A 4571-nucleotide genomic window follows, 5' to 3' on the forward strand; every position below is an offset into this window, starting at 1 on the left:
GTACAAATTTCCGGTGTCACGAAGTGGTTTGGTGACGTGCATGCAGTCGACGACGTCAGTTTCGAAGCCGAACGCGGTGAGTTCGTCTCGCTCCTCGGTCCGTCAGGGTGCGGCAAGACGACGACGCTCCGAATGATAGCCGGACTCGAAACGCCGACGTCGGGAACCATCGAAATCGGTGGAGAGGTGGTGACCGAACAACCCCCCTACGAGCGCGACATCGGCATGGTGTTCCAGCACTACGCGCTCTTCCCGCACAAGACCGTCGGTGAGAACGTCGGGTTCCCGCTGAAGATGCGCGGCGTCGGCAAGGAAGAACGTCGCACCCGCGTCGAAGAGGCACTCGAAATGGTCAGATTGCCGGATATGATGGACCGGTCGCCGACCGAACTCTCCGGCGGCCAACAACAGCGCGTCGCCCTCGCGCGGGCGCTCGTGTTCGAGCCGAACGTCCTCTTGATGGACGAGCCACTCTCGGCGCTCGACCGCGTCCTTCGACAGAAGATGCGCATCGAACTGGAACGCATCCAAGAGGAGATCGGCATCACGACCATTTACGTCACCCACGACCAGATGGAGGCGTTCTCGCTGTCCGACCGCGTCATCGTCCTCGACAGCGGCGAACTGTCCCAACAGGGCAGTCCGCTCGACATCTACGAGAACCCACAGTCCGAGTTCGTCGGCGAGTTCATCGGCCAATCGACCAAACTCGCAGGGACGATCACCGACGGAGACGACAACGTCGCACTCCGGACCGACTCCGGCTTGACGCTCGAATCGACCGAGAAAACCCTCCCGCCGAACGCGCCAGCGTTGGCCTTCCTCCGGGCGGAGAAACTCAGCATCTCGAAGGTCTCGACCGGGGCCACGAACGAACTGTCGGCGACGGTGACGACGATGAGTTATCTGGGCGAGAAGACGCTGTTCTTCTGTACGCTCTCGACCGGCGAGGAGATAACCGTCGCCGAACACGGCTTCACCGGCATCGAAGAGTACGAGTCCGGTGACGAGGTGTTCATCACGATTCCGGCGGAGGAACTCCTCCTCGTGGACAGCAAATCCGAGGGAGAACCCGCATGAGTAGCGAGCAAGAGTCGTTCGGAAACGGCGTGCAGTCGGCCTCCGTCGAGACGGACGGCCTCCGCGAGTGGCCGTTCAAAATCAGGACCGCGATACTTCGATCCGGTCCCGTCACCGGCCCGTTCGACCGAATCAAAAACCGCGAGAGCATCCTCGCCAGCGTGCAGGCGGGTCTCGGCCTCGGCTGGATGGTTCTGTTCCTCTTTGCCCCGCTTCTGTATATCGTGACGCTGTCCTTCTGGCAGCGCGGCGCAGGTGGCGTCATCATCCAGCAGTTCTCGCTGAGCAACTACGAGTACATCCTGACCCAGAACGTCGATCTCGCCACGCTGACGTTCGACAACCTGTATCTAACCATCCTCTGGCAGTCCCTGAAGTACGGCTTGTTCGTCACGCTGGGCGCACTCGCCCTCGGATACGTTCCCGCGTACTTCCTCGGCCGGACCGTCTCGAAATGGAAGGCGGCGTTCCTCCTCCTCGTCGTCCTTCCCTTCTGGGTTCCGCTCATCATCCGGTACTACGCGTGGATCCTCGTCCTCGGGAACAAGGGACTCCTCGTGTCGATGCTCGGGTGGGTCGGCATCGAGAACGGCGGGTTCCTCTACTCGGACCTCGCCGTCATCTCGGGACTCACGCAGGCGTTGCTGCCGTTCATGATTCTCCCGATTTACAACAGCGTCAACGAGATAGACGACTCGCTCATCGAGAGCGCGAAGACGATGGGTGCGACGCCTCTACGGACGTTCTACGAGGTGACGCTCCCGCTGACGCTGCCGGGTATCAGCGCGGGCGTGATTCTCGTGTTCATCCTCTCGGTCGGGAGTTATATGGCACCGGCGCTGCTGGGTTCCCCGTCGAACACGATGGTCGCCAACCTCATCGAGACGACGTTTGGCCAGAACTTCGATTGGCCGCTGGCGAGCGCCATGGGCGTCGTCTACCTGCTCGTGTTGTTCACCCTCATCAGTGTGTTCAACCGGTTCGTTGGCCTCGACGACGTGATCGGAGGTGGTGCTGAATGAGGACCCGCGACGAACTCGGATGGAGCGCGATCAAGGGGACGACCGGGTTAGTGTACCTGTTCCTCCTGTTCCCGCTCCTCGCGGTCGTGATCATCTCGTTCCAACCGTCGAAGTTCCCGACGTTCCCGCCGGAGGGGTTCAGCCTCAAATGGTACCAGGCGTTCCTCAACAGCGATCGGATGCTCACGGCACTCAGGAACAGTTTTATCGTCGCGCTTGGCGCGTCGGTGTGTGCGGGCATCGTCGGCACCATAACCGCCCTCGGATTCGTCCGGCGGTCGTTCCCCAAGAAGGACATCCTGTCGAGCGTGCTGTTCCTGCCGATGATAATCAGTCCGGTCGTCATCGGCGTGGCGCTGACGGCCTTCCTCACGAAAATGGGGTTCCAGAAGAACTACCTGTTCCTCATCGCGGGCCACACGACGCTCGTGTTGCCCTATATCTTCGTCACCGTCCGAGCCCAACTCTACGGGTTCGACCATGAGGTCGAGGAGGCCGCGATGACGCTCGGGGCGAACGAACTGGAGACGTTCTTCGAGGTGACCCTCCCGCTCATCACGCCGGGGCTCGCCGCTGGGATGCTCCTCGCGTTCGTCATCAGCTTCGGCGAGTTCACGGCGACCCAGTTCTGGGTCCAACCGTCGACCTCGACCGCGCCCATCGAGATTTACACGATGGTCCGCACCAGCATCACGCCGATGATCAACGCGATGGCCACGGTGCTGATGCTCATCACCGTGGTCGTCCCACTCACCTTGGATCTCATCCTCGGCAAGAACCTCATCCTCAAATCGGGGCTCTGAGATGTCGCCGAGAATTTCTTCACGGGTGGGATGAAAGCCTGCCACGTCCTCGGAGCATGGACTGGCACCAATAGAATCGATTAGAACGTCGTACGCTCGCCACCGCCAGTGACCGACTAGTCGATTATTCCATCCTTTGCCAGCGCGGTGCCGAATGAAGTTGCGGGACTGACGCACTCAGGTCCATTTGAGCAGCGCCGTAGAATTGCTCTCTGCCGACAGGAGTAGTAACACGGATGATCGAGGTCTCCCTCGTCGACCGGAAGATAGACAGTTTCCAGTCGTTCTCGTGTCTCCATTCACTGTGGAGTGTCGACTTGGCATCTCCGACGGACCGTGACCCTAGTTCCCAACTCAACCGAGTCAGATGAGATAGATAGAACGGCACTACGGAAGGTAACGTTACACAACTCGAGGAGGTTTTGGTCGAGTCGTGGATGGCCATACCATACTACTTCGAGAGCATGATTAAAAATTTAGGTATCTGCTGCTTATCTGAAATCTCGTCCCGTACGTCCCGTTCGTTATTGGACTTCCCACTGGTGTGACGCGACGATTTTCGCGGTTGAGCAGGCATCAGCGTCTGGCTACCGCTTCGAAATCGGATCCGAATGCGGATATTCACGCGCTGGAATCGGCCTCATTATCAGACTACGTGAACAGGGACGTCGGAAAGGCCGAGGACGCGCTTCGTCGTCGAACCGATGAGGGGCTTGTCGGGATCCGACCGCCCCCGTCTTCCCATCACGACCAGATCGATATCATTTTCGTGGACGTATTCGACTACCTCGTCCTCCGGGATTCCGGATTTCACGACGGTAACACAGTCGACGCCGCTTTCTTTGGCTTGCTCTTCGACTTCGTTTACGAACTTCTGTCCCTTCTTCTCCAGTCGCTTCCGGGTCTCCTTGATATCGCTCGGGACCGCGACGAAACCCGCGTCCCCCATGTCCATCACGTAGAGCGCGTGGACGGTTCCACCGCTATCCTTCACGAGTTCTACTGCTTGTTTGGTTACTCGTTTCGCCGCTTTGCTCCCGTCGGTCGGCACCAAAACACGCTCGTAAACCGCACCCTCCATTTCATCCATACATACTGTCTCAACCCGATATCTAATGAAACAACGCCCATACCTTCGGACGTCACCTCCTTCGTTGAACAGATGGTGCTTGTTAAATGATCGTCGAGTCAGTAGATACGCTCGGTCGCGATCTCGGCACCTTCGACGAGTGCTTCCAGTTTCTCCCACGCGATCTCGGGGGAGACCATCCCAAGTCCGGCCTGCGTGCCGAAACCGCAGTCCGGTGCGGCGATCAGGGGCGTCGAATCGCCGACCGAGTCGGCGACCCGTTCGAGGCGGTCCGCGATAGTTTCGGGGTGGTCGATGATGTTCGTTTTCACGTCGACGACACCCGGGATCAACGTCCAGCCGTCGGGTACGGGGTGTTCGGTGAACGCACGGTACTCGTGTTGATGGCGGGGGTTGGCCTGCTCGATGCTGAGTCCGGTGATGTCGGCCTCGTAGATCTCCGGTAGCATCTCGGCTAGATCCATATCGAGATGGTGGGGACCCTCGTAGCTTCCCCAGCAGGTGTGGAGACGGACCTGCTCTTCGGGGACGTTCGACAGCGCCTCGTTGAGCGCCTCGACGTGGAGACGCGTGGCC

General features: G+C 59.6%; 4 protein-coding genes and 1 pseudogene. 3 read left to right on the forward strand and 2 right to left on the reverse strand.

The genetic code is table 11. The features are described 5' to 3' along the window. The 3 genes from WBV42_RS00315 to WBV42_RS00325 all read left to right on the forward strand — a co-directional run. The coding region (locus WBV42_RS00315; protein WP_423984277.1) for an ABC transporter ATP-binding protein at positions 1-1080 on the forward strand (1080 nt) is incomplete at its 5' end. Further along, the gene (locus WBV42_RS00320) at positions 1077-2102 is read left to right on the forward strand and encodes an ABC transporter permease (protein WP_423984278.1); all 1026 of its coding nucleotides are present in this window, start codon (positions 1077-1079) and stop codon (positions 2100-2102) included. The genes WBV42_RS00315 and WBV42_RS00320, both read left to right, overlap by 4 nt. Beyond that, positions 2099-2905: an ABC transporter permease gene (locus WBV42_RS00325; RefSeq protein WP_423984279.1), complete on the forward strand. Its 807-nt coding sequence runs from the start codon at positions 2099-2101 to the stop codon at positions 2903-2905. The genes WBV42_RS00320 and WBV42_RS00325 overlap by 4 nt, the downstream gene beginning before the upstream one ends. A 646-nt stretch (positions 2906-3551) precedes the next feature. Here WBV42_RS00325 and WBV42_RS00330 read toward each other — a convergent pair. After that, positions 3552-3995: a universal stress protein gene (locus WBV42_RS00330; RefSeq protein WP_423984280.1), complete on the reverse strand. Its 444-nt coding sequence runs from the start codon at positions 3993-3995 to the stop codon at positions 3552-3554. Between the two features lie 98 nt (positions 3996-4093). Next, positions 4094-4571: pseudogene (locus WBV42_RS00335) on the reverse strand (methionine synthase); the annotation flags it as partial.

The sequence above is a fragment of the Haladaptatus sp. genome (assembly GCF_049589095.1).
Taxonomy (GTDB): Archaea; Halobacteriota; Halobacteria; order Halobacteriales; family Haladaptataceae; genus Haladaptatus.